The following is a 24625-nucleotide window of genomic DNA, read 5'->3' as shown; positions in this document are numbered from 1 at the left end:
TTATACGCCCTGACTGACAGAGCTCATGTTGAATTCCGGGACGCGCAGCGCCGGCATCGCGGCCCGGGTGAAGTAGTCGCTCCACTCCCTGGGCAGCGTCTTCTCGGTCCGCCCGGCCTCCGTCGCCCGGCCCAGCACGTCCACCGGCGACTCGTTGAACCGGAAGTTGTTGACCTCGCCGGTGACCTCGCCGTTCTCCACGAGGTACACACCGTCCCGGGTCAGGCCCGTGAGCAGCAGCGTCGCGGGGTCCACCTCGCGGATGTACCACAGACAGGTGAGCAGCAGCCCCAGCTCGGTGTCCGCGACCATCTCCGCCAGCGAGCGGTCCTCGCCGGCGTCCAGGATCAGGTTCCCGGCCGCCGGCGCGACCGGCAGCCCGGTCAGGGCCGCGCTGTGCCGGGTGGTCAGCAGATGCCTCAGCTCGCCGCCGGCGATCCACTCCGTCGGCGCGACGGGCAGCCCGTTGTCGAACACCGACTGGTCCTCGCCCGAGGAGTGCGCGACCACGAAGGGGGCGCACTCCAGTCCGGGCTCGTGCGGATCGCTGCGCAGGGTCAGCGGCAGCCCGGTCAGCTTCGCCCCGACCCGGGTGCCGCCGCCCGGCTTGGAGAACACCGTGCGCCCCTCGGCGGCGTCCCGGCCCGAGGACGACCACATCTGGTAGATCAGCAGGTCCGCCACCGCCGTCGGCGGCAGCAGCGTCTCGTACCGCCCGGCGGGCAGCTCGATCCGGCGCTCCGCCCAGCCGAGCCGTTCGGCCAGCTCCGCGTCCAGCGCCGCCGGGTCGACGTCCTTGAAGTCCCGCGTGGAGCGCCCGGCCCACGCCGAGCGGGTGCGGTCCGGGGACTTGGCGTTCAGCTCCAGCGTTCCGGCCGGCTGGTCGTGGCGCAGCCGCAGGCCCGTCGACGTGCCCAGGTAGGTCGACACCATCTCGTGGTTGGCGAAGCCGTACAGTTCGCGGCCACCGGCACGCGCGCGTGCGAACGACTCGCCGAGCGCCGGCGCGAAGTCCGCGAAGACCGCGGAGGAGGTCTCGGCGGGCGCGTCGGTGAAGCCGGGGGACTGGGGTACGTCCGTGACCAGCGGCTGGGCGTCCTCGGCGGGCCCGGCCCCGCGTGCGGCGGCCTCCGCGGCCCGCACCAGCGGCTCCAGCTCGTCCTCGGTCACGGCGGTCCTCGACACCACGCCCGAGGCGGTGCCTTCCCGGCCGCCGACGGTCGCGATCACGGTGAGGGTGCGGCCGCGCGTGACACCGTTCGTCGTCAGCGCGTTGCCCGCCCAGCGCAGATTGGCGGTGGACTGCTCGTCGGCGATCACGACGCACCCGTCGGCCCGGGACAGAGCGAGGGCACGCTCGACGACCTCGTGCGGCTTGCTGGTACGCGGGCTCATCGACCGGCCTCCTGCGTGGTGTTGAGACTGTGTTTTCCCGGGGGATAACCCCCGGACCCCCAGCCGGCTCCGGACCTGACGCTCATCGACCGGCCTCCTGCGTGGTGTTGAGGATGTTGACGCCCTTGAAGAGGGCCGACGGGCAGCCGTGGGAGACCGCCGCGATCTGGCCCGGCTGTGCCTTGCCGCAGTTGAAGGCGCCGCCCAGCACGTACGTCTGCGGGCCGCCCACAGCGGCCATGGAGCCCCAGAACTGGGGGGTGATGCCCTGGTAGGCGAAGTCCCGCACCTGCCCGTCGAGGCGGCCGTTGCGGATCCGGTACGCCCGCTGACCGGTGAACTGGAAGTTGTAGCGCTGCATGTCGATCGACCAGGACCGGTCCCCGACGACGTAGATCCCGCGGTCGACGCTCCCGATGAGATCCTCGGTCGACAGCCCCGCCGGGTCCGGCTGGAGCGACACGTTCGCCATGCGCTGCACGGGCACATGGCCCGGGGAGTCGGCGAAGGCGCACCCGTTGGACCGCTCGAACCCGGTCAGCCGCGCGATCCTGCGGTCGAGCTGGTAGCCGACCAACGTGCCGTCCTTGACCAGGTCCCAGGACTGCGCCTCGACGCCCTCGTCGTCGTAGCCGACGGTGGCGAGTCCGTGCTCGGCGGTGCGGTCGCCGGTGACGTTCATCAGCTCGGAGCCGTACGGCAGCTTGCCGAGCTGGTCGAAGGTGGCGAAGGAGGTGCCCGCGTAGGCCGCCTCGTAGCCGAGGGCCCGGTCCAGCTCGGTGGCGTGCCCGATGGACTCGTGGATGGTCAGCCACAGATTGGAGGGGTCGACGACCAGGTCGTAGACGCCCGCGTCTACGCTCGGCGCGCGCATCTTCTCGGCGAGCAGCCCGGGAATCCGCTCCAGCTCGTCCTCCCAGTCCCAGCCGGTGCCGGTGAGGTACTCCCAGCCGCGTCCGACGGGCGGGGCGAGGGTGCGCATCGAGTCGAACTCGCCGCTGGAGTCGTCCACCGACACGGCGGTGAGCTGCGGATGCAGCCGCACCCGCTGCTGCGTGGTCACGGTCCCGGCCGTGTCGGCGTAGAACTTGTTCTCGTGCACGGTCAGCAGCGAGGCGTCGACATGGTCGACCCCGTCGGCGGCGAGCAGCCGCGCGCTCCACTCGGCGAGCAGCGCGGACTTCTCCTGGTCCGGCACGGAGAACGGGTCGATCCCGTACGAGGACACCCAGGTCTTCTCGGCGTGCACCGGCTCGTCCGCCAGCTCAACGCGCTCGTCGGATCCCGCCGCCTTGATGACCTGCGCCGAGAGCTTGGCCATCGCGACCGCCTGCGAAGCGACCTTGGCGGCCGCGTCCGGCGTCAGGTCGACCCCGGAGGCGAACCCCCAGGTCCCGCCGTGCACGACCCGCACCGCGTACCCGAGGTCGGTGGTGTCCGACGAACCGGCGAGCCGGGCGTCCCTGAGCCGCCAGGACGCACTGCGCACCCGCTCGAACCGGAAGTCCGCGTGCTCGGCCCCCAACGAACGCGCGCGTGCCAGGGCGGCGTCGGCGAGGGGACGTAGGGGCAGGGCGAGAAACGACTGATCGACTTCATGGGGCACGGGCGGGCTTCCCTTCGAGGTGCTCTCCTGTGATGGCCGTCGCGGGCAGTGAATCACGTCCCGTGCGCCGTGTTCCTCCGAGTAAGCGCCGCGGTACCGCGGGAAGGGGTGGACCTTTCGGCGCACCTCCCGGCACGGTGGACCGACCAGGACGTACCGACTGTAGGAACCCGACAGGAGCCGGGGAGCGCCACTGTCGGTGCCCGATTGCCCGCCGGCGTGGCCGGACCGATAGGTTTTCGGTGACGCCGCCTGTCATCGAGGTGTTCGGGCGGGTTGTCGGAATGCTTCAGACCGCTATCGAAAGGGTGATCCGTTGAGCCGCTCGGTTCTCGTCACCGGAGGCAACCGGGGCATCGGCCTCGCCATCGCCCGCGCGTTCGCCGAGGCCGGCGACAAGGTCGCCATCACCTACCGTTCGGGGGAGCCGCCGGCCGCCCTCGAGGAACTGGGCTGCCTCGCCGTCAGGTGCGACATCACCGACCCCGAGCAGGTGGAGCAGGCCTACAAGGAGATCGAGGCCGAGCACGGCCCCGTCGAGGTCCTCGTCGCCAACGCCGGCGTCACCAAGGACCAGCTCCTGATGCGCATGTCCGAGGAGGACTTCACCTCGGTCCTCGACACCAACCTCACCGGCACCTTCCGTGTCGTGAAGCGGGCCAACCGCGGCATGCTGCGCGCCAAGAAGGGCCGTGTCGTGCTGATCTCCTCGGTGGTCGGTCTGCTGGGCTCGGCGGGGCAGGCCAACTACGCCGCCTCCAAGGCCGGCCTGGTCGGCTTCGCGCGGTCCCTCGCCCGTGAGCTGGGCTCGCGCAACATCACCTTCAACGTCGTCGCCCCCGGTTTCGTCGACACCGACATGACCCGGGCGCTCTCCGACGAGCAGCGCGAGAACATCATGGGCCAGGTGCCGCTCGGCCGGTACGCGCAGCCCGAGGAGATCGCCGCGGCGGTGCGGTTCCTCGCCTCCGACGACGCCTCGTACATCACTGGAGCCGTCATCCCCGTTGACGGCGGACTGGGAATGGGTCACTGATCACCATGAGCGGAATTCTCGAGGGCAAGCGCGTCCTGATCACCGGTGTGCTGACGGAGGCCTCCATCGCCTTCCACGCGGCCAAGCTGGCCCAGGAGCAGGGCGCCGAGGTCATCCTCACCGCCTTCCCGCGGCCCACGCTGACCGAGCGCATCGCCAAGAAGCTGCCGAAGCCCGCCAAGGTCATCGAGCTCGACGTCACCAACGACGAGCACCTGGGCCGTCTGGCCGACGTCGTCGGCGAGGAGCTCGGCGGCCTCGACGGCGTCGTCCACTCCATCGGCTTCGCGCCGCAGGACGCGCTCGGCGGCAACTTCCTCAACACGCCGTTCGAGTCGGTCGCCACCGCCATGCACGTCTCGGCGTTCTCCCTGAAGTCGCTGACCATGGCCTGCCTGCCGCTGATGCAGAACGGCGGCTCGGTCGTCGGCCTCACCTTCGACGCCCAGTACGCCTGGCCGCAGTACGACTGGATGGGCCCCGCCAAGGCCGCCCTGGAGGCGACCAGCCGCTACATGGCGCGCGACCTCGGCAAGCAGAACATCCGCTGCAACCTCGTCTCCGCCGGCCCGCTCGGCTCCATGGCCGCCAAGTCCATCCCGGGCTTCAGCGAGCTGGCCTCGGTGTGGGACACCCGCGCCCCGCTGGAGTGGGACCTGAAGGACCCCGAGCCGGCCGGCCGCGGCATCGTGGCGCTGCTGAGCGACTGGTTCCCGAAGACCACCGGCGAGATCGTCCACGTCGACGGCGGTCTGCACGCCATCGGCGCGTGACGCTGCCGCTGAGCCTCAGCGACGTGTGAGGGCCCGTACCCCGAGGGGGTGCGGGCCCTCCGCAGTTGCCCGGGGTTGTCCTCCGCGGCCGGTTGGACGGTTCACCCGGTCGGGGCACTCGGCCGGGCAGGCGGCGTGTCGGGTGTGCACGCTGAAAGTCCGCCCTCGCCTCGCGTTCTCCTTCGCAGGACGGCCGAGGAGGTTCCGCTGTGCGTCTGCTCCGCGGCGCGGCCCCGCTGATCGTGGCCGTCGCCCTCGCGCTGTCGCTGCCGTACGGGTCGACGCCTGACACACGCGCGCGTGCCGGTCCGCCCGCGGCGCCGGAGCCGTTCGGCGCCGGCTGCCGCACCACCGTCTCCGGCTCCGAGGTGACCGCGTACTGCCACAACCCGTATCCCGGGACCGACCGCGTCAGCCTGCACGTCGAGTGCGACCACTGGTGGGACATCGGCAGCGACGGCTCCCCGGTGGCCGCGGAACCCGCGCAGACCGTGCGGATGACCGGCCGCTGCTGGAAAGAGGTGCGCTCGGCCTGGGTCACTCACCAGCGGGCGGGGTGAACCGGCCCGGACGGCACAGCAGCGGGTAGCTCGCGGCCTCGGCCGCGGCCGCCTCGGCGTCGCCCGCGCGGATCGCGTCGAGCAGCCGGGTGTGGTCCATGTACGTGTCCGGCGTCAGCGTCGCGCCGATGTCCGCGCGCAGCCAGTCCCGCAGCACCTCGCCCAGATCCGCGTACGTCGCCGTCATCACGTCGTTGTGGGAGGCAGCCACCACCGCCAGATGGAAGGTGGCGTCCGCGGACACGAACGCCTCCGTGTCCCCGGACTCCCAGGCCTCCTCGCGGCGCAGGAACTGCGCGTGGAGCTGCTTGAGGTCCTTGTCGGTGCGCCGCTGGGCGGCCAGCCCGGCCGCGGCCGACTCCAGCGCGGAGCGCAGTTCGGCGATGTGCCGCGGATCGGCCTCGGCGAACCTGCGGTGCATCACGCCCGCCAGCTCGCTGGTCGCCGCGACGTACGTGCCCGAACCCTGGCGGATGTCCAGCAGGCCGTTGTGGGCCAGCGCCCGGACCGCTTCGCGGACCGTGTTGCGGGCCACACCGAGCTGTTCCACCAGTTCCGGCTCCGTCGGAATGCGGGAGCCGACCGGCCACTCGCCCGTGGTGATCTGGCTGCGCAGTGCGGCGATGACCTGTTCGGACAGCGCCGACCGGCGCGGATGGCTCAGTGGCATGGCTCACCTTCGCACGCGGGACCCGGGGGCGGAGTCCCCGGCCGTCGACAACCAATCATCCCATGATTCTATGATGGGTCTCATGCCACGCGAGGAAACGACCCGGACGACGACACCGACGACCGAACGCACCCCGGCCCCGACCGCCGCTTCCCGGTCCGTCCCGGAACCGGAACCGCACGGAGCGCGGGCCTCCGGCGCCACCACGCGCGCGTGGACCACGCGCCTGCTCGTCGTCGGCCTCGTGCTGACCGCGCTGAACCTGCGCCCCGCCATCACCAGCCTCGGCGCGCTCCTGGAGGAGGTCCGCCAGGGGCTCGGCATGAGCGGCAGCGTGGCCGGGCTGCTCACCTCCGTGCCCCCGCTCTGCTTCGCCGTCTTCGGCGTCATGGCCCCCCGGCTGGCCCGCCGCTTCGGACCGGCCGCCGTGGTGTGCTCGGGCATGGTCGCCATCGCCGCCGGACTGGTGATACGGCCCTACGTGGGCAGCACGGCCGCGTTCCTCGCCGCCAGCGCGCTGGCCCTCATGGGCATCGCCGTCAGCAACGTCCTGATGCCGGTCATCGTCAAGCGCTGGTTCCCCGACCGGGTCGGCACCATGACCGGGCTGTACTCGATGGCGCTCGCCCTCGGCACCTCGGCCGCCGCCGCGGTGACCGTGCCGCTGACCGGGGCGCTCGGCGGCAACTGGCGGTCCGGCCTGTCGGTGTGGGCCCTGCTCGCCGCGGCGGCGGTACTGCCGTGGCTGCCGCTGGTACGGGGCGCCCGGTCCGCCGCGCAGGCGCAGGCCCGCACCGACTCCGCGCCCGGGGAACCGCCGCGCGCGCGGGAGGCGCAGGCTCCGACGCTGCGCATCGCCCGGAGCCGCACCGCCTGGGCGCTGGCCGTCTTCTTCGGACTCCAGGCAACCGCCGCCTACATCACCATGGGCTGGATGGCGCAGATCTTCAGGGACGCGGGGGTGCCCGCCGGCAAGGCCGGGCTGCTCCTCGCCGTCACCATGGTGATGGGCGTGCCGCTGGCCTTCGTCATCCCGCGCCTGGCCACCCGGCTGCCCCACCAGGGCCCGATCGTGCTGGTGCTCGGCGTCTGCGGCCTGGCCGGCTACGCCGGTCTCTACCTCGCGCCCGCCGCCGGCTCCTGGGCCTGGGCCCTGCTCCTCGGCATCGCCAACTGCGCCTTCCCGCTCGCGCTCACGATGGTGGGCATGCGGGCCAGGACCGGCCCGGGCGTCGCCCAGCTGTCCGCGTTCGCCCAGAGCACCGGCTACCTGATCTCCATACCGGGTCCGCTGCTCGTGGGCGTGCTGTACCAGAGCAGTGGCGGCTGGGGGCTGCCCATCGCGCTCATGGCCGGCCTGATGGTGCCGCAGATGGTGGTCGGCTACCTGGCGGGCCGCGACCGCACGGTGGAGGACGAGGCGGCGCGCTGAGGCGGCCCCCGGGGGCCGCGTTCCGGACGAAGGGTGCGAGACTGGGGCGCATGCAGCCTGTGCTCGACCCGAACCCCAAGGACGGCCAGCGGAAGATGCTGCTCGTCCTCGGCGCTTTCTTCGCCATCTTCGTGATCATCGCCATCGTCGCGACCCTCGCGGCGCCGTGACCCTCTGCCGCCGCGGCCCCCGCGCCGCGGCGGCCGCAGCTTTCCCCGTGCCGCAGGTGAGTCCTGTGGCGTCCGCCCGCCGGTGAGGCCCGTCCTCAGGGTCGATGGTGGGGTTAACCCCCCATCCCCTAGGGGGTGAGGGTCAGGGGCAAGTGGGTGGATCACCGGATGGGCCGGAGAGCACGGATTCCGTAGCTTCGAGATGTGACCGCGCGAGGCGGTCCGCGGACCTCGGAGACCAGCGGAGGCGATCATGTCGGCCCGTACGCACACCCGGCCCCACCCGGCGACCACGGGCGCCGGCGTCGACTCCCGGCTGCCGTGGTGGGCCCTGGCCCTGCCCGTGCTGGCCTTCGTCGCGCTGCTCCTCCTGATACGCAACCCGGCGGACGCCCAGGCGGTGGGCGGCGACCCCACCATCCCCCAGCTCCTGCGGCACGCCCGGGAACTGCTCGCCCTCTGACCCCCCGCGGGGGCATCCGGTCGCCCCTCCCGCGCAGGTCCTCGTGCCACCCACCCCGCCCGGGAAGCCGCATGTCAACTCCCTGCGCCCCCCAACCTGTTTCATGCGAAGCTGGGACCCATGAGCGTCGCAGAACCCCGCAGGATTGTTCTCTTCCGGCATGCGAAAGCCGACTGGCCGCAGGTGACCGACCACGAACGACCACTCGCCGAGAGGGGCCGCACGGACGCCGCGGTCGCCGGCCGCAGGCTGGCCGGCACCGGTGTCTCCTTCGATCTGGCCCTGTGCTCGACCGCGACCCGAACCCGCGAGACCTGGAAGCTCGCCGTCCACGAGCTGCCGCACCGGCCGAAGACCGTCTACGAGGAGCGGGTCTACGACGCCTCGCCCGGCGAGCTGATCACCGTGCTCAACGAGACGCCGGACGACGCGCGGAATGTGATCCTCATCGGCCACAACCCGGGCATCCAGGGTCTTGCCGAGGTGCTGTCCGGCGCGGCCGAGGGCGACGCCCGCGAGCGGATGAGCCGGCGTGGGTTCCCGGCCGCCGCGTTCGCCGTGGTCTCCTTCGAGGGATCCTGGAAGGCCCTGGAGCCGGGCGTGGCCACGCTGCTCGACTACTGGGCGCCGTCGGAGTAGCCCGACGACGGTGCGGGAGGGGCCGGCGGGACCGCTCAGCCCTCCTCGTGGGCGTCCGCGGCCTCGACCTCCTCGCGGGTGACTCCGAGCAGGTACAGGACGGTGTCGAGGAACGGCACGTTCACCGCCGTGTGCGCCGCCTCCCGCACCACCGGCTTGGCGTTGAAGGCGACTCCGAGGCCGGCCGCGTTCAGCATGTCCAGGTCGTTCGCACCGTCACCGATCGCGACCGTCTGCGACAGCGGGACACCCGCCTCGGCGGCGAACCGGCGCAGCAGCCGCGCCTTGCCCGCCCGGTCGACGATCTCGCCGGTGACCCGGCCGGTCAGCCTGCCGTCGACGATCTCCAGGGTGTTGGCCTGCGCGAAGTCCAGTCCGAGCCGCTCCTTCAGATCGTCCGTGACCTGGGTGAAGCCACCCGAGACGACGCCGACCTGGTAGCCGAGCCGCTTGAGCGTACGGATCAGGGTGCGCGCGCCCGGCGTCAGACGCACCTCGCTGCGCACCTTGTCCACCACGGAGGCGTCCAGCCCCTCCAGCAGCGCCACGCGGGCGTGCAGGGACTGCTCGAAGTCCAGCTCGCCGCGCATCGCCGCCGCCGTCACCTCGGCGACCTTGTCCTCGCAGCCGGCGTGCCCGGCGAACAGTTCGATCACCTCGTCCTGGATGAGCGTGGAGTCCACGTCCATGACGACCAGGCGCTGCGCCCGCCGGTGCAGACCCGCCCCGACGACCGCGACATCGACACCGAGTGCCGCGGCCTCCGTCGCCAGGGCGGTGCGCAGCGGCCCCGTCTCCACGCCGGACACCGCGAACTCCACTGCTGTCACCGGGTACTTGGCCAGCCGGAAGATACGGTCGATGTTGCCGCCGGCCCGGGTGATCCGGGCGGCGATCCGGGCGGTCGCCTCCGCGGTGAGCGGGTGGCCGAGAACGGTGACCAGGGAGCGCCCGAGACCGCGCGGCCGGTTGTCGCCGTGGCCGGAGATGATCTCCGCCTGCATTCTCATCGACTCGGCCCAGCTGTGCACGGTGGCCCGCAGGTCGCCTTCCAGCCCGGCGGGCGGCTGCGTGACGAGCGCGCACAGCACGATGCGGCCACGGGTGACGACCTGCTCGATGTCGACGACGTCGACGGAGTAGGCGGCGAGGGTGTCGAAGAGACCGGCCGTGATGCCCGGCCTGTCCTTCCCGAAGATCTTGACGAGAAGGGTGGGATCGGCAGAGGTCTGCGAAGCGCTCATGGTGCTTCCACCGTATCCGGCACCCAGTGCCCCCTGCCCCTCAGGTCCGCCTGCCGGACAGCGAACAACAGATGTCCACGGGACGACGACCTGGCTGCCACCCGCCACCCGCCACCCGCCACCCGCCACCCGCCACCCGCCACCCGTCGTCGGGCGGTCATTTCTTCGGGGGCCGGGGCGGCCTCGGCGGCAAAGGCGGCGGATCGCCGTCCGGTGCTCCCGGCGACCCCGGCGACCGAGGGGGCCGCGGAGGCCGTCCGGGCGGTCGCGGGGGAGGAAGGGGCTGGGGCTGCACGGGACCGGCCACCGTCGGCGCCCCGTACATGTCGTGCCCCGAAGCAGCCGGCCGGGCCCGCTCACCGCTGCCCGGCGCGGCCGGCTCCGTGCGGTCGGCCGGCCCTCGGTCCTCGGGCGGGCGGGTGTCCTGCGGGGATCGCAGCCCGTCCGGCAGGAGCAAGTACGGGTTGGTGGACGGGTTCGGTGGGCGGTACGGCGCAGCCGGGGCGTAGGGGGTGCCGCCCGCGGGTCCGGGCCGCACCTCGTGGCCCGGGTGTTCCACGGCTGCGGCCGGCCCCGCCTCGCCCCGTGCCAACGGTGCCGCGCGGCTGCCGGCGGCTCCCGCCGCCGTGGCCAGCAGGGCACCCACGGCGCCTGCGCCGGCTCCCCACACGGCGCCGAGCAGCAGGGCCGTGCCCAGGTGGCCGCGCAGTTCCACCCCGGCGCCGAACACGTCGAGGCCGAGGACGGACAAGGACGCATCCGCGGACACCTCCGTCAGCCACGCGAGCAGCGGCAGCGTCAGCGCGGTGGCGATGCCCAGCCGCAGCGCGCACCGTCCCGCGAAGCCGAGAGCGTCACGGCGGACCGGAGCGGCCCCCGCCGGTGTGCGTACCGCCGTCAGTACGCCCGCCAGCAGCATCGCCAGCGCCGCCGCGACACCCAGCAGCCACACCCGGCCGTCCAGGCCGGCCAGCCGGGACAGCGTGACCGGCTGGTCGGAGTGCGCGGTCAGCAGCCTGTCCAGGGGGTCCGGCAGGACCCCGGCCAGTCCGCCCGTCGCCTTGCCGTCCCAGGGGACGAAGAGACCGACCGGGATGCCGAGCCAGACGCCGTTGGGGGTGCCGAGCAGTGCCGCGCCCGCGACGCGCCGGGGGTGGTCGTCGCCGATCGCCGCGTACGCGGCCGCCGCGAGTCCCGCCGCCACGGCGGCCATCAGCACCGTGACGAGCGCCGACACGGCCGGCCGCACCACCCGGTGCACGGCCTCCCAGCCGCGCGGCAGCGGCGTGCGGCGCGATGCGAGCAGCGCGATCAGCAGGACCCCGGCCGACCAGCCGAGCCCGCCCAGCAGGGTCGGCGCCGTGTCGACGGTGAAGCCGACCGCGGCCTTGGCGCCGATGAGCCCGCCGACGCGGTCGGGCAGGAGCCCGCCGATGTCCCCCAGGTCACCGAGCCCGGGAATGCTCACGCCACCGGATCCCGCGCCGCCCGGCAGCCTGCCGAGCCCGAGCGCACCCCCGTCGATCGTGACGACGTCGTGCCCCGCCCAGGCAAGCCCGCCCAGCACCGCCACGAACAGCGCCACCACCGCGCCTGCCCGGGCCAGGAGTTCGGTCGGCGCGATCACAACTCCCGCCGTGCGCAAGGACCGTAGGAAGAGCCACGACAGCAGCAGCGCACCGACCAGGCTCACCCCGAGTGGCGTGATCTGGAGGGCCGTGTGCGCCTCGGCGCCTTTCAGGCCGAACGCGGACACATCGCCGGACGGCGTGACCGAACCACCCGCCCCAAGTGCCACCACCGCGGCGGTCATCGGCCCCAGCGAGCCCGACGCGTCGGCCCGCAGCAGGTGCAGACCGAGCGCGGCCGTGCCCGCCATGCCGGTCAACGCCCAGCTCACGCAGGCGATCGCGGACAGCAGCACGTCGAGCCACGGCAGGCGCGCACCGTGCCTCACGGTCCCGACGCCCATGGCAGCGCTCATGGCAGACCCCCCGATCCGCGGCGCGGCCCGGCCGCCGCGCATGTCCCCCCTCGCGTGAAATACCACTCTGCGGCCGGGTTTCAACCCCGTCGGCGAAAAGGCGGCCGAAGCGGACGTAGACACTCTTCACAAGGCCCGGCTTTCGGTCAGTGGGCTGAGCCTGAAATAGTTCCCCCCGATGTTCGACATCCCTAGACTCCCCGCGACGGGGGCAAATCGGGGGACAACTCAGTGGGGCATGGAGTGCCGGAACTCGTACTGGAAACCAATGGACGGACCTGGACGCTCGACCCGTCCAGGTCCTACGCCCTGGGACGCGATCCACAGGGGGACATCGTGTTCGACGACGCCAGGGTCTCCTGGCGTCACGCCACGGTCAGCTACAACGGCCGCAGTTGGGTCATCGAGGACCACGGCAGCACCAACGGCACGTTCGCGCAGGGCCGTCGGGTCAACCAGCTGGAGCTCGGACCCGGTTCGGCCGTGCATCTCGGGAACGCGACCGACGGGCCCGTGCTGAGCCTCGCCGGCGCCGCGGCCCCGGCGGCGACCCCGCAGGCCCAGCCGCAGCAGCAGCCGTACGCGGCCCAGGGCGCGAACCCCGGCTGGGCGCAGCAGCAGGAACCGCGGCCGCAGACACCGCAGGCCGACTGGCAGCAGCCGGAACCACCGCAGCCGCAGCAGGGCCCGCGGACGCCGTCGATCCCGCAGCAGCAGGGCGGTCCCGGCAGCGCCGCGGGGGCGCCGCCGGCTTACGGCGACCGCAGCCCGACGACCTTCCACCAGTTCTCGCTCGGCCGCGTGATGCGCATCGGCCGCGCCCTGGAGAACGACCTGGTCGTCTCCGACCTCCAGGTCTCCCGCAACCACGCGGAGTTCCACGCCACACCCGACGGCCGCTTCGAGATCCGCGACCTCGGCTCGCACAACGGCACGTACGTCAACGGCCACCCGGTGCCCAAGGGCGGCACGGTGCAGCTCGGCCCGACGGACATCGTCGGCGTCGGCCACTCGGCGTTCCGGATCGTCGGCGACCGGCTCGAGGAGTTCGTCGACACCGGTGAGGTGTCCTTCTCCGCCCGCCACCTGACCGTGACGGTCGACGGCGGCAAGCAGATCCTCAGGGACGTCTCCTTCGGCCTCCCGGAGAAGTCGCTGGTCGGTGTCATCGGCCCGTCCGGTTCCGGCAAGTCGACCCTGCTGAAGGCGCTCACCGGCTACCGGCCCGCCGACCAGGGCGAGGTCCTCTACGACCACCGCAACCTCTACAAGCAGTTCGCCGAGCTGCGCCAGCGCATCGGCCTGGTCCCGCAGGACGACATCCTGCACAAGGAACTGGCCGTGAAGAAGGCTCTGAAGTACGCGGCCAAGCTGCGCTTCCCGGCCGACACCACGGCGGCCGAGCGCGAGGCCCGCATAGACGAGGTGCTGCGCGAGCTGAAGCTGGACGTCCACAAGGACAAGAAGGTCACCTCCCTGTCCGGCGGCCAGCGCAAGCGCGTCTCGGTGGCGCTGGAGCTGCTCACCAAGCCGTCGCTGATCTTCCTGGACGAGCCGACCTCCGGTCTCGACCCGGGCATGGACCGCGACGTCATGCAGCTGCTGCGGGGACTCGCCGACGACGGCCGCACGGTCCTCGTCGTCACCCACTCGGTGGCCGAACTGGCCCTGTGCGACAAGCTGCTGGTGATGGCGCCGGGCGGTGCCGTGGCCTACTTCGGCCCGCCGGAGGAGGCGCTGAACTTCTTCGGCTACGACACCTGGGCCGATGTGTTCTCCGCCTTCGAGAACTACCGCGACTACGACTGGGCCGGCCGCTGGAAGGGCTCGCAGCACTACCAGATGTACGCCGCGGACATCGACGCCGTCGAGCCGCAGTCCGTACACATGCCTCCGCCGGCCATCAAGCCGCCCAAGCCGCAGGGCTGGGGCTCGCAGCTGATGACCCTGATCCGGCGGTACGTGTCGGTGATCGCCTCCGACAAGGGCTTCCTGGCGCTGTCGGTGATCCTGCCGGCGGTGCTCGGCGCGGTCAGCCTGCTCATCGACCACAACCGAGGTCTGCTGGTCAACGAGCAGATCAACCGGACGACGGGGCTGCACGTCCCGAACGGCACGGCGACCACGGTGCTGCTGATCCTCGCGGTCGGCGCCTGTTTCGCGGGCGCCGCGAACTCCGTCCGCGAGCTGATCAAGGAACGGGTCATCTACGAGCGGGAACGCGCCACCGGCCTGTCCCGCTCGGCGTACCTGATGTCCAAGGTGATCGTGCTCGGCGCGGTCACCGTGATCCAGGGACTGATGGTCGGCCTGATCGGCTTCTCCAGCCGCGAGATCCCCGAAAAGGGCCTGATCCTGGGCAGCGCCACGCTGCTCGAGCTGTGCCTGCCGATCATGGCGCTCGGTTTCACCGCGATGATGTTCGGCCTGGTCATCTCCTCGCTGGTGAAGACCGCCGAGAAGACCATGCCGCTGCTGGTGATGTTCGCCATCGTCCAGGTCGTGTTCACCGGCTGTCTGTTCACGCTGAACGGCACCATGGGCGTCAACCAGTTCTCGTACCTGATGCCGTCGCGCTGGGCGGTGGCCGCCGCCGGTACCACGCTGGACTTCAACAACATCGCCCCGAACACCGACGACCCGACCAGCACCGACCCGCTGTGGAACCACACGGCCTCCGCCTGGACCCTCGACATGGTCATGCTGATCGTGCTCGGCGTCGTGTGCGGCTTCCTGGTGGCGCGCTTCCTGCGCCGCCACGAGCCGGAGGTCATGCGCAAGTAACCGCGCCGCGGCACGGCACGAAGGGCGGCACCCCGCAACGGGGTGCCGCCCTTCCGCGTCTCGTCAGAGGTCCGCGCCGGCCTCAGTACGCGCTGTTGACGTTGTCCATCGAGCCGTACCGGTGCGCCGCGTAGTTCGCGGCGGCGGTGATGTTGGCGACCGGGTCGTAGATGTTCCACGACGTGCCGGGGACGTGGTACGTGCGGAAGGTCGGGTCGATGACCTGCAGCAGGCCCTTGGACGGGATGCCGTTGCGGGCGTTGATGTCCCAGTTGTTGATGGCGTTCGGGTTGCCCGAGGACTCCCGCATGATGTTGCGGTGCAGGCCGCTGTAGGAGCCGGGGATGTTGTGCTGCTTCATGACGGCGAGCGCCTGCCGGATCCAGCCGTCCAGGTTGTTGCCGTAGTGGGTGGAGTACGCGACCGTCTGCATCTGCGGGCGCTCGGCGGACCGGCTCGCGGCCTGCTTGGCCTGGTGCGCGGACTTGACCTTCTGGGCGGCCGCGGCCTTGTGCAGGGCGGCGGTCCGGGCCTGCTGCGTCACGACGGCCTGCTTCTTGGCCGCGATGGCCTGGACCTTCACGCTCTCGCCCGCGAGCTGGTCGGTGACGCTGGCCTTCACGCCCTGGATCGGCTGGGTGCCGAGCTGCACCGGGGCGGCGGCGACACTGCTCGTCGTCTCGGCGTGGCCGGGCGCGGCGGAGAGGGCGACGGCGGCCGCTCCGAGGACGGCGACGCCGGCGACGGCGATCTTGCGGGGCTGGGCCAGGGCACGACCGGGAAGGCGGAAGTTTGCGGGCATGGCGAAATAGACCTCTTCGAGTAGCGCGGAGGTCGCTCTCCGGACTGCGGGAGGGGGTCCGTCCCACACAAACGCCGCGAGCGGAAACCCGCGGCGTTGAGCGACGAGAGCAATTCTTAGCTGCCGCAAAATCCGGTGGCAAAGGTGTGACGTACGAAGCCGGATAGTGGAGCGGAACGGACAAAACGGGACAGACTAGAGCGTCTGTGCCGTTCGCGACGGGCCCCTCTGTCTCCTATGTCCGTTCGTACGTGACCTGCGTCCTATGGGTGCCCTCACACCGGGGCGGAGGTTTTCTCACCCGTCGTTGCCACCGCAACGCTCTCGGTGAGCGGATTCCCGGCGACCCGACATGGTGCGCGCCCGCGTCCGGGGACCGTCCCGTACCGGTCGCCGGACCTAGGTCCAGCGGCCTGGGTACGGCCGTCGCGGGGCCGATCCGGACCGTCATCCCCCGCCGGTACCGTGAGGACATGAGTCAAGGCCCCAGGTCAGGTCTCGCCGCGGTGAGTTCCGCGCTGCTGGCCATGAGCAGACACCTCGAGGTGCGCGACGTCCTGAAGACGATCGTCGCCTCGGCCCGTGAACTGCTCGACGCGCGGTACGCCGCCCTCGGCGTACCGGACGACCACGGCGGCTTCGCCCAGTTCGTGGTCGACGGGGTCAGCGAGGAGCAGTGGCGGGCCATCGGCCCGCTCCCGCGCCAGCACGGCATCCTCGCCGCGATGCTGAGCGAGGCCCGGGTGGAGCGCCTCGCGGACCTGCGCGAGGACCCGCGCTTCGAGGGCTGGCCCGCCGCCCATCCCGAGATGTCCGACTTCCTGGGCCTGCCGATCCGCGACGGCGACGAGGTCATCGGCGCCCTGTTCCTGGCGAACAAGAACGGCGTGAGGCACGAGGGCGGCTGCGGCTTCACCGAGGAGGACGAGGAACTGCTCTCGATCCTCGCCCAGCACGCCGCGATCGCCCTCACCAACGCCCGCCTCTACGAACGCAGCCGCGAACTGACCATCGCCGAGGAGCGTTCCCGCCTCGCCCACGAACTGCACGACGCGGTCAGCCAGAAACTGTTCTCCCTGCGCCTGACCGCCCAGGCCGCCACCGCCCTCGTCGACCGCGACCCGGCACGAGCCAAGGGCGAACTGCAGCAGGTGGCCGCGCTCGCCGCCGAGGCCGTCGACGAACTGCGCGCCGCCGTGGTGGAACTGCGCCCCGCCGCCCTCGACGAGGACGGCCTGGTCGCCACCCTCCGCACCCAGATCCAGGTCCTCGACCGCGCCCACAGCGCGCGTGTCACCTTCACCGCCCGCGGCATCCGCGCCCTGCCGGCCGCGCAGGAGGAGGCCGTGCTCCGCGTCGCCCAGGAAGCCCTGCACAACGCGCTGCGGCACGCGCGGGCGGACCATGTTGACGTCACCCTGGACCGCCGCGGCGGCGGCGCCGTCCTGCGGATCACCGACGACGGCACCGGCTTCGACCCGAAGGCGGTGCGCCGCGCGGGCCGCCACCTCGGCCTGGTCTCCATGCGGGACCGGGCGAGCGGGGCCGGCGGACGACTGACGGTGGAATCGGTGCCCGGCAAGGGCACCGCGATCGAGATGGAGGTCCCCGGTGGCTGACCCGATCAAGGTGCTGCTCGTCGACGACCACCAGGTGGTCCGCCGGGGCCTGCGCACCTTCCTGGAGGTGCAGGACGACATCGAGGTCGTGGGCGAGGCGGCGGACGGCGCCGAGGGAGTCGCCCGCGCCGAGGAGCTGAGGCCCGACGTCGTCCTCATGGACGTCAAGATGCCCGTCATGGACGGGGTCGAGGCGCTGCGCCGGCTCCGCGAACTCGACAACCCCGCGCGCGTGCTGATCGTCACCAGCTTCACCGAGCAGCGCACGGTGGTCCCGGCGCTGCGCGCGGGCGCCGCCGGGTACGTCTACAAGGACGTGGACCCCGACGCGCTCGCCGGCGCCATCCGCTCGGTGCGCGCCGGGCACATCCTCCTCCAACCGGAGGTCGCGGGCGCCCTGTTGTCCCAGGAGGAGAGCAACTCCGGCCAGGGCCGGGGGACATCGCTGACGGAGCGGGAGCGGGAAGTGCTCGGTCTGATAGCCGACGGCCGCTCGAACCGCGAGATCGCCCGGGCCCTGGTGCTCTCCGAGAAGACCGTCAAGACCCATGTGTCGAACATCCTGATGAAGCTCGACCTGGCGGACCGCACCCAGGCCGCGCTGTGGGCCGTGCGCCACGGCCTGAGCGGGTGATCCCGCCCGCCGAGGGCAATTCGGAGGGTCCTGCTCCGGACTGAGATTCATACCGTCGTGGGAATGTCCCCCGGATGGCGCAACCTCCGTGCGGCCCGGCCGTTCTCCAGTGCGTGCCGCGGCGCCTGCCGCGGCGATCACCAGGAGGGGGCAGAAGTGAAGAACCTGAAGAAGGCAGCGGCCGTGACGATGGTGGCCGGGGGGCTCGTGGCCGCCGGTGCGTCGATGGCCTCCGCCACCGACGGCGCCTGGGCCGGCGGCGCCGCCAAGGGCTCCCCGGGCGTCGTCTCGGGCAACGTCGTCCAGGCCCCGGTCCACATCCCGGTCAACGCCGTCGGCAACAGCGTGAACGTCATCGGCGTCCTGAACCCCGCCTTCGGCAACCTCGGCCTCAACCGCTGAGGCCGCCGAGCCCGGTGAGGCCCTGAGCCCACCACGGCCGACGGCCTCCCGGCTCCCCCCGGGAGGCCGTTTCGCGGTCCGCGCGCAGCCTGGACGCCCGTCGCGGCCGTCGCGTCAGCGCGCCCCTCTCTCCCGCTCCTCGAGCACCGAGTTGTACGCCGCCACCTGCGCCCGTCGAGCCGTCCGCTCCACCGGCCGCAGCGCGTCCCCACGCGCCGCCATCTCGGACGCGCTCACCGCACCCCCGTGCCCGTTCCCGTACGCCAGCGAGACCAGCAGCGCCACCCGCCGCGCCAGCTCCAGCACCCGCACCGCCCGTGGCGGATATCCCGGCGCCAGAACCTCCGGCCCCCGCTCGGCCCGCGCCCGGTACGCGTCGATCGCCGCCTCCGCCACCGGGCCCGATCCGGCCACGTCCAGCCGCGACAGCACCGACGTCGCCTCCCGCAGCGCCTCCGCGAGCTCCCGCTCGGCCTCGCCCAGCGACGGCACGTCGGCCTGCGGCGCCTCCCGCACCGGCAGCACGTGCCACAGCACCTCGGCGTGCACATCGCCCTCGGGCCCGGCCTCGTGCACCTCGGGCACCAGCCCGAAGGCGGCCCCGTGGCAGAGCACCGCCTCCCCGGCCTCCAGCGCCCGCGCGTTGAACTCCGGCGGCCCGCTCAGCCCCAGCGGATGCCCCGGCGCGGGCAGCGCCACCCGCAGCGCGTCCACCCCGAGCCGGCGCAGCCGCCCCAGCGCCAGCGTGAGCCCGACCGGACCCGACTCACCGGGCAGCCCTTCCACGCGATGGACGGCGTCGTCCCCGACGATGGCGAGCACGGCGTCATCCGGCGAGACATATCCGGACAAGAGGGAGTTTCCCCAAGCGGCGAGGCGTCCAGAGCGCGGTTCCGAGAGCATGCCTCCACCCTAAGGACCGGACCGATGGAACAGCCCGCCCGGCTTGTGGCGTAGATTCGGTGAGGGCTGCGTGCGCCCACCGGCGCGGCGGACCCAGCCACAGGCGTACGCGATGCCGAGACCGGCGGCACACTGCAAGGGGAGACAACGCGCTCATGAGCGATGTTCTGGAGCTTCAGGACGTATCCGTGGTCCGTGAGGGCCGGGCTCTCGTGGACCAGGTCTCCTGGTCGGTCAAGGAGGGGGAGCGCTGGGTCATCCTCGGCCCCAACGGCGCCGGCAAGACCACCCTGCTCAACGTCGCCTCCACCTACCTCTACCCCAGCAGCGGCACCGCCACTGTCCTCGGCGAGACCCTCGGGAAGCCCGGGACCGACGTCTTCGAGCTGCGCCCCCGCGTCGGCGTGGCGGGCATCGCCCTCGCCGAGAAGCTCCCCAAGGGCCAGACCGTCCTCCAGACCGTCCTGACCGCCGCGTACGGCATGACGGCCGGCTGGCAGGAGGAGTACGAGGACATCGACGAGCAGCGCGCCCGCGCCTTCCTCGACCGCCTCGGCATGAGCGACTACCTGGACCGCAAGTTCGGCACCCTCTCCGAGGGCGAGCGCAAGCGCACCCTGATCGCCCGCGCCCTGATGACCGACCCCGAGCTGCTCCTGCTCGACGAGCCCGCCGCCGGTCTCGACCTCGGCGGCCGCGAGGACCTGGTCCGCCGTCTCGGCCGGCTCGCCCGGGACCCGATCGCCCCTTCGATGATCATGGTCACCCACCATGTCGAGGAGATCGCCCCCGGCTTCACCCACGTCCTGATGATCCGCCAGGGCAAGGTCCTCGCCGCAGGCCCGCTGGAGCTCGAACTCACCTCCCGCAACCTGTCCCTGTGCTTCGGCCTCCCGCTCGTCGTCGAACAGGCCGGTGACCGCTGGACCGCCAAGGGACTTCCGCTGTCCTGAACACCGCTCCGCACCCTGTCCGCCGCCACCGCCCCGGCCTAACATGACCATGTGGACAACATCGACGCATGGGTCTGGTGGCTGGTCGGCGCGGCGGCGCTCGGAATCCCGCTCGTGGTCACAGCGATGCCGGAGTTCGGCATGTTCGCGGTGGGCGCGGTCGTGGCCGCGGCCGTCGCGGGCTTCGGCTTCGGCGTCGTCGCCCAGGTGCTCACCTTCGTCGTCGTCTCGGTTGCCCTGATCGCCGTCGTCCGGCCCATCGCGGCCAGGCACCGCCGGCAGCGGCCCGAACTGGCCACGGGGGTGGACGCGTTGAAGGGAAAGCAGGCCGTCGTCCTGGAACGCGTCGACGGCTCCGGCGGCCGTATCAAGCTCGCCGGGGAGATCTGGTCGGCACGCGCGCTCGACACCGACCACGCCTACGAAGTCGGCGAACAGGTCGACGTCGTGGACATCGAGGGCGCCACCGCCGTCGTCATGTGACCTCGCACCAAAGGCGACAACGCAAGTGGACCGAACAGGCCACGAGTTGGGCCACGGTCTGTCAGACTCGACCAGCAAGATCTTCAACAACCGCAAGATCTTCCGAAAGAGCCGAGGCGGAGAAGGGTACGGGCAGCAACGATGGCACCGGTCATCATCGTCCTGATCATCCTGGTGGTGTTGGTCTTCATCGCCCTGATCAAGACGATTCAGGTCATCCCACAGGCGAGCGCCGCCATCGTCGAGCGCTTCGGCCGCTACACACGGACACTGAACGCGGGCCTCAACATCGTCGTCCCGTTCATCGACACCATCCGCAACCGCATCGACCTGCGTGAACAGGTCGTCCCGTTCCCGCCGCAGCCGGTGATCACCCAGGACAACCTGGTCGTGAACATCGACACCGTCATCTACTACCAGGTGACCGACGCCCGGGCCGCCACCTACGAGGTCGCCAGCTACATCCAGGCCATCGAGCAGCTCACCGTCACCACCCTGCGCAACATCATCGGCGGCATGGACCTGGAGCGCACCCTGACCTCCCGCGAGGAGATCAACGCGGCCCTGCGCGGCGTCCTCGACGAGGCCACCGGCAAGTGGGGCATCCGCGTCAACCGCGTCGAGCTCAAGGCCATCGAACCGCCCACCTCCATCCAGGACTCGATGGAGAAGCAGATGCGCGCCGACCGTGACAAGCGCGCCGCGATCCTCCAGGCCGAAGGTGTCCGGCAGTCGGAGATCCTCCGCGCCGAGGGTGAGAAGCAGTCCGCGATCCTGCGCGCCGAGGGTGAGGCCAAGGCCGCCGCCCTGCGTGCCGAGGGCGAGGCCCAGGCCATCCGTACGGTCTTCGAGTCCATCCACGCCGGAGACCCCGACCAGAAGCTGCTCTCCTACCAGTACCTCCAGATGCTCCCGAAGATCGCCGAAGGCGATGCCAACAAGCTCTGGATCGTGCCCAGCGAGATCGGCGACGCCCTCAAGGGCCTGTCCGGAGCCATCGGCGGCTTCGGCCTGGGCGGCGCCCCGAGCGGCGGCAACGCCCCCGCGGCCACCGAACGCCGCGAGAAGCCGTCCATCGACTGACCCGCCCGGTCAGCCACGGCAAGTGGGGCCCGCCATCGTGACAAACCACGAAGGCGGGCCCCACTGCCGTCGAACTAGGCTGCCGACCGGGCCAGCCAGGAGGGAAGCGCCTCGAACTCCTCCTGCCCCAGGGCCAGAAGCATCGCGTCCGCGGGGGTCGGCTCGAACGGCTCCCGCAGCAGCGGCATTCCCGCCTGCTCCGGAGTCCGGTCCGCCTTGCGGTGGTTGTCCTCCGCGCACGAGGCCACCGTGTTCAGCCAGGTGTCCTGCCCGCCCCGCGAGCGCGGCACCACGTGGTCCACGGTCGTCGCGCGCCGCCCGCAGTACGCGCACCGGTGCCGGTCCCGTATCAGCACACCCCGCCTCGACCACGGAGCCTGTCTTCGGAACGGCACCCGCACATACCGGCACAGCCGGATCACCCGGGGCGCGGGGATGTCGACCTGCGCGCCACGCAGCCGCAGCTCCGGATGGGTCTGCTCGACCACGGCCTTCGACTGGAGCACGAGCACGACCGCCCGGTTCAGCGTCACCGTCGACAGCGGCTCGAAGCTCGCGTTCAGCACCAGCGTGTCCCGCATCCCGGCCCACCTCCCAAGAACGCCGGCCCACCCCCTGGCGGGCTGGATCAACTCTGGCCGGGCGCGCCGGGATGGACAACGCAATAAAAATGCCCGCTCCCGGCCACGTTCAAGACCGGAAGCGGGCAAACGTTCAGTGAACGGCGGCCTGCGCGCCGCGCGGCTCAGCCCTCGGCGGGGTTCTCGTACTCACCGATCAGCCGGGCGCGCGCCAGCGTGTGGAAGCGCAGATTGAAGCCCACCACCGCGGGCGAGGCGTCCGAGTCCGGACCGAGCCTGTCCTGGTCCACCGCGTACACCGTGAACACATACCGGTGCGGTCCGTCCCCGGGCGGCGGCGCGGCACCGCCGAAGTCCTTCGTGCCGTAGTCGTTGCGCGCGTGCACCGCGCCCTCGGGCAGCCCCTCGAACTTGCCGCCGCCCGCACCCGCCGGCAGCTCTGTCACCGAGGCCGGGATGTCGAACAGCACCCAGTGCCAGAACCCGCTGCCCGTCGGGGCGTCCGGGTCGTAGCAGGTCACGGCGAAACTCTTCGTCTCCGGAGGGAAACCCGCCCAGCGCAGCTGCGGGGAGGTGTTCCCGCCCGCGTGGACCTGAGCGTCCCCGAGCGTCGCGCCCTCCCGGACGTCGTCGCTCGTGACCGTGAAGGACGGCACGGGCGGATGGAAGTCGTGGGGGAGCGGCCGCCGCTTGTGCTCGGTCACCTCGGTACCTCCTGATCGGTTCCTGGATGATTCCCGATCAATGATCCCACCTGCCTCGACTACGCTCGTGAGCCGTGATCGCGCCCACGTCCCTTACGCCGCTGTCTACTTCACCTACGGCATGTCAAGGCGGTCAGCATGAACGTTGACCTCGCCCACCCTGCTGAGCAAGTCGCCCCCAGGCTGCTCGGTGCCGTCCTCACCCACGAGACCCCCGAGGGAATCGTGAGCATCGCCATCACGGAGACCGAGGCGTACTCCGGTACGGCTGACCCAGCTTCCCATGCCTACCGAGGTCAGACACCCCGTAACGCCGTCATGTTCGGACCCGCAGGACACCTGTACGTCTACCGGTCTCACGGTCTCCACTGGTGCGCCAACGTCGTCACCGGGACGGAGGGCATCGCCTCAGCTGTCCTCATCCGGGCAGGCAGGGTCGTCGAGGGGGAAGACCTGGCACGCAAGCGGCGAGGAGCGAAGGTCGAGAGCCCACGTCTTGCGCGGGGTCCGGGGAACTTCTGCCAGGCGCTCGGTATCACGGCAGAGCACAACGGCACAGACCTGCTGACGGATGCCTCGGTCGTGCTGTCCGAGGGCGAGCCGGTACCCGCTGCGCTCATCCGGGTGGGCCCTCGGGTGGGTGTGAGTAAAGCCCACGACTGGCAGCACCGCTTCTACCTTGCCGGTGATCCAACGGTCTCGGCGTACCGGCTGAGCCCGAGAGCCAAGCCGTCCGCCCGAGCCTGAGCCGCTGCGCGCCTGGCTCGCGGCCCCCTCGGTGAGTCGGCTGGGAAGTCGGGCCCGAAGACGCGTAACCGCTCGCGACCGTGGCGCGTGACACCCCGCGCGTGCACTTCGCCGCCGATGGGCCGATCGGCACGGACACGCAGGCTCCGGTCCCGGCCGGCTGGCCGCGCTGCTGGGCGAGGGCAGCAAGTTGTTGTCCGACCAGAGCCCGCGCAACCGATAGCACGCGCCAAGGTGATGGGCCTTGTGTCGCCTCGTTCCGGTGCCGCCTGCGCCCGCCGCCTCTCGGCCCGCAACGGCCCCGCACCGGAGTGGCCGGCGAGGGCGGCAACGGCGCCGTCCACCCGTGGCGCTTCTGGGCCGCCGACGACCCGACGGAGCCCGTACCGGGCCCATGCGCCGAGGCGCCGTCGAAGCTGACAGCGGGAGTTGACTCGCCCGCGGAAGGTGCGTAATGTAGCCCGAGCCGCTGAACCGGGTACGGCGATCGCCTGCAGCCGGAGCGGCCAATCCACTACCTACCGACAACCCCTTCGACGGGGTCGTCTTCGGTGCGCCCGCGTACCCGAATTCGAACTCGCGGGACTCGATTATGAGTCGCCAGGGAAATCGGCTAACGTAGTGAATGTCGAAAGGCCGACGGGCGTAAGCTCGAAAGCCAAAAGACAAACCCCGCTGACTGGGAGTCAGGTCGAGAAAAGATCTGATAGAGTCGGAACCGCCGGAAAGGGAAACGCGAGAGCGGAAACCTGGAAAGCACCGAGGAAATCGGATCGGAAAAAGATCTGATAGAGTCGGAAACACCGAAGGGAAGCCCGGAGGAAAGCCCGAGAGGGTGAGTACAAAGGAAGCGTCCGTTCCTTGAGAACTCAACAGCGTGCCAAAAATCAACGCCAAATATGTTGATACCCCGTCTCCAGCATCCGCTGGGACGAGGTTCCTTTGAAAAAACACAGCG

At 71.4% G+C, this 24625-nt stretch carries 23 protein-coding genes and 2 pseudogenes; 16 read left to right on the top strand and 9 right to left on the bottom strand.

Features of this window, described 5'->3' with window-relative positions; all coding sequences use genetic code 11:
* Together CG719_RS34420 and CG719_RS34415 are read right to left on the bottom strand one after the other, a co-directional pair.
* A complete protein-coding gene (locus tag CG719_RS34420) occupies window positions 1–1395 on the bottom strand; it encodes a TldD/PmbA family protein (RefSeq protein WP_100572636.1) in 1395 nt (464 codons plus the stop codon).
* Window positions 1396–1477: 82 nt separating this feature from the next.
* Window positions 1478–3001, bottom strand: a complete 1524-nt coding sequence (locus CG719_RS34415) for a TldD/PmbA family protein (protein ID WP_100572635.1) — start codon at window positions 2999–3001, stop codon at window positions 1478–1480.
* 316 nt (window positions 3002–3317) lie between these two features.
* On the opposite strand from CG719_RS34415, the gene fabG reads away from it, so the two are divergent.
* From fabG to CG719_RS34400, 3 genes are all read left to right on the top strand, one after another.
* Window positions 3318–4037 (top strand): 3-oxoacyl-[acyl-carrier-protein] reductase, encoded by a 720-nt coding sequence (gene fabG / locus CG719_RS34410; protein WP_100572634.1) that lies wholly within the window; start codon window positions 3318–3320, stop codon window positions 4035–4037.
* 5 nt (window positions 4038–4042) lie between these two features.
* Window positions 4043–4810, top strand: a complete 768-nt coding sequence (gene fabI, locus CG719_RS34405; RefSeq protein WP_100572633.1) for an enoyl-ACP reductase FabI — start codon at window positions 4043–4045, stop codon at window positions 4808–4810.
* A gap of 209 nt (window positions 4811–5019) precedes the next feature.
* Window positions 5020–5370 (top strand): hypothetical protein, encoded by a 351-nt coding sequence (locus tag CG719_RS34400; RefSeq protein WP_100572632.1) that lies wholly within the window; start codon window positions 5020–5022, stop codon window positions 5368–5370.
* Here CG719_RS34400 and CG719_RS34395 read toward each other — a convergent pair.
* Entirely contained in the window at window positions 5348–6040 is a 693-nt protein-coding gene (locus CG719_RS34395) for a FadR/GntR family transcriptional regulator (protein WP_100572631.1), read from the bottom strand. The genes CG719_RS34400 and CG719_RS34395 overlap by 23 nt on opposite strands.
* A gap of 82 nt (window positions 6041–6122) precedes the next feature.
* Between CG719_RS34395 and CG719_RS34390 the strand changes: the two genes are divergently transcribed.
* The 4 genes from CG719_RS34390 to CG719_RS34380 all read left to right on the top strand — a co-directional run bounded on the left by CG719_RS34390 (window position 6123) and on the right by CG719_RS34380 (window position 8744).
* Entirely contained in the window at window positions 6123–7472 is a 1350-nt protein-coding gene (locus CG719_RS34390; protein WP_442802768.1) for a CynX/NimT family MFS transporter, read from the top strand.
* Between the two features lie 50 nt (window positions 7473–7522).
* Window positions 7523–7642, top strand: coding sequence for an SGM_5486 family transporter-associated protein (locus CG719_RS37270; RefSeq protein WP_267895383.1), 120 nt, complete (start codon window positions 7523–7525; stop codon window positions 7640–7642).
* A gap of 253 nt (window positions 7643–7895) precedes the next feature.
* A complete protein-coding gene (locus CG719_RS34385; protein WP_100572629.1) occupies window positions 7896–8105 on the top strand; it encodes a hypothetical protein in 210 nt (69 codons plus the stop codon).
* A 120-nt stretch (window positions 8106–8225) separates the two neighbouring features.
* Window positions 8226–8744: a SixA phosphatase family protein gene (locus tag CG719_RS34380; RefSeq protein ID WP_100572628.1), complete on the top strand. Its 519-nt coding sequence runs from the start codon at window positions 8226–8228 to the stop codon at window positions 8742–8744.
* Between the two features lie 35 nt (window positions 8745–8779).
* Here CG719_RS34380 and serB read toward each other — a convergent pair whose 3' ends face one another.
* Window positions 8780–9988, bottom strand: a complete 1209-nt coding sequence (gene serB, locus CG719_RS34375; RefSeq protein WP_100572627.1) for a phosphoserine phosphatase SerB — start codon at window positions 9986–9988, stop codon at window positions 8780–8782.
* Window positions 9989–10145: 157 nt separating this feature from the next.
* Complete coding sequence (locus CG719_RS34370) at window positions 10146–11972, bottom strand: streptophobe family protein (RefSeq protein ID WP_199836893.1); 1827 nt, start codon at window positions 11970–11972, stop codon at window positions 10146–10148.
* 243 nt (window positions 11973–12215) lie between these two features.
* Between CG719_RS34370 and CG719_RS34365 the strand changes: the two genes are divergently transcribed.
* Window positions 12216–14756, top strand: coding sequence for an ABC transporter ATP-binding protein/permease (locus CG719_RS34365; protein ID WP_100572625.1), 2541 nt, complete (start codon window positions 12216–12218; stop codon window positions 14754–14756).
* 82 nt (window positions 14757–14838) lie between these two features.
* Here the strand turns inward: CG719_RS34365 and CG719_RS34360 are convergent, their stop codons facing one another.
* Window positions 14839–15558 carry a transglycosylase SLT domain-containing protein gene (locus CG719_RS34360; protein WP_100572624.1) on the bottom strand — a complete coding sequence of 240 codons (720 nt, stop codon included), beginning with the start codon at window positions 15556–15558 and terminating at the stop codon, window positions 14839–14841.
* A gap of 473 nt (window positions 15559–16031) precedes the next feature.
* Here CG719_RS34360 and CG719_RS34355 point away from each other — a divergent pair, with 473 nt between their 5' ends.
* The 3 genes from CG719_RS34355 (at window position 16032) to chpE (ending at window position 18213) form a co-directional block, all read left to right on the top strand.
* Entirely contained in the window at window positions 16032–17177 is a 1146-nt protein-coding gene (locus tag CG719_RS34355) for a GAF domain-containing sensor histidine kinase (protein WP_100572623.1), read from the top strand.
* Window positions 17170–17811 (top strand): response regulator, encoded by a 642-nt coding sequence (locus CG719_RS34350; protein WP_100572622.1) that lies wholly within the window; start codon window positions 17170–17172, stop codon window positions 17809–17811. Before CG719_RS34355 ends, CG719_RS34350 begins: the two co-directional genes overlap by 8 nt.
* 156 nt (window positions 17812–17967) lie before the next feature.
* Window positions 17968–18213, top strand: coding sequence for a chaplin ChpE (gene chpE / locus CG719_RS34345; RefSeq protein ID WP_100572621.1), 246 nt, complete (start codon window positions 17968–17970; stop codon window positions 18211–18213).
* A 114-nt stretch (window positions 18214–18327) separates the two neighbouring features.
* Here chpE and CG719_RS34340 read toward each other — a convergent pair whose 3' ends face one another.
* Window positions 18328–19116, bottom strand: coding sequence for a hypothetical protein (locus CG719_RS34340; RefSeq protein ID WP_100572620.1), 789 nt, complete (start codon window positions 19114–19116; stop codon window positions 18328–18330).
* A gap of 155 nt (window positions 19117–19271) precedes the next feature.
* Here CG719_RS34340 and CG719_RS34335 point away from each other — a divergent pair.
* The 3 genes and pseudogenes from CG719_RS34335 to CG719_RS34325 all read left to right on the top strand — a co-directional run.
* A pseudogene (locus CG719_RS34335) lies at window positions 19272–19802 on the top strand (ABC transporter ATP-binding protein); the annotation flags it as partial.
* 318 nt (window positions 19803–20120) lie between these two features.
* On the top strand, window positions 20121–20552 hold the full coding sequence (locus tag CG719_RS34330) for an NfeD family protein (RefSeq protein ID WP_100572618.1): 432 nt from the start codon (window positions 20121–20123) through the stop codon (window positions 20550–20552).
* A 141-nt stretch (window positions 20553–20693) separates the two neighbouring features.
* On the top strand, window positions 20694–21635 hold the full coding sequence (locus tag CG719_RS34325; protein WP_100572617.1) for an SPFH domain-containing protein: 942 nt from the start codon (window positions 20694–20696) through the stop codon (window positions 21633–21635).
* A gap of 74 nt (window positions 21636–21709) precedes the next feature.
* Here CG719_RS34325 and CG719_RS34320 read toward each other — a convergent pair whose 3' ends face one another.
* Together CG719_RS34320 and CG719_RS34315 are read right to left on the bottom strand one after the other, a co-directional pair.
* On the bottom strand, window positions 21710–22216 hold the full coding sequence (locus CG719_RS34320; RefSeq protein WP_100572616.1) for an HNH endonuclease: 507 nt from the start codon (window positions 22214–22216) through the stop codon (window positions 21710–21712).
* A 164-nt stretch (window positions 22217–22380) separates the two neighbouring features.
* A complete protein-coding gene (locus CG719_RS34315; RefSeq protein WP_100572615.1) occupies window positions 22381–22920 on the bottom strand; it encodes a YbhB/YbcL family Raf kinase inhibitor-like protein in 540 nt (179 codons plus the stop codon).
* A 138-nt stretch (window positions 22921–23058) separates the two neighbouring features.
* Here CG719_RS34315 and CG719_RS34310 point away from each other — a divergent pair, with 138 nt between their 5' ends.
* Entirely contained in the window at window positions 23059–23667 is a 609-nt protein-coding gene (locus CG719_RS34310; protein ID WP_100572614.1) for a DNA-3-methyladenine glycosylase, read from the top strand.
* Window positions 23668–23966: 299 nt separating this feature from the next.
* Window positions 23967–24087, top strand: a pseudogene (locus CG719_RS34305) (DNA-3-methyladenine glycosylase); the annotation flags it as partial.
* Window positions 24088–24625: the final 538 nt, after the last annotated feature.

This window comes from Streptomyces sp. CB01373 (genome assembly GCF_002803075.1).
In the GTDB taxonomy this organism is placed as follows: Bacteria; Actinomycetota; Actinomycetes; order Streptomycetales; family Streptomycetaceae; genus Streptomyces.
This window is presented reverse-complemented; position numbering and strand designations above follow the sequence as displayed.